This window comes from Staphylococcus canis, from assembly GCF_016238445.1.
GTDB lineage: Bacteria > Bacillota > Bacilli > Staphylococcales > Staphylococcaceae > Staphylococcus > Staphylococcus canis.
In genome coordinates this window covers 1-206 of the sequence record NZ_JABANU010000139.1, presented here as the reverse complement: position 1 = coordinate 206, position 206 = coordinate 1, and the positions used below count along the sequence as shown (strand labels likewise).

Below are 206 nucleotides of genomic sequence, written 5' to 3'. Positions count from 1 at the left end.
CAAGCGCTTCGGCTTCAACAAGCGAGTCAACAAGTGCATCAGTAAGCGCATCTGAATCAGTAAGTACGTCAGCGTCAGCAAGCACAAGCGCTTCGGCTTCAACAAGCGAGTCAACAAGTGCATCAGTAAGCGCATCTGAATCAGTAAGTACGTCAGCGTCAGCAAGCACAAGCGCTTCGGCTTCAACAAGCGAGTCAACAAGTGCA

At 50.5% G+C, this 206-nt stretch carries 1 pseudogene; it reads right to left on the bottom strand.

From position 1 onward, the window contains the following. Positions 1-206 (bottom strand): annotated as a pseudogene (locus HHH54_RS11250) (TUGYCR motif thioredoxin fold (seleno)protein); the annotation flags it as partial.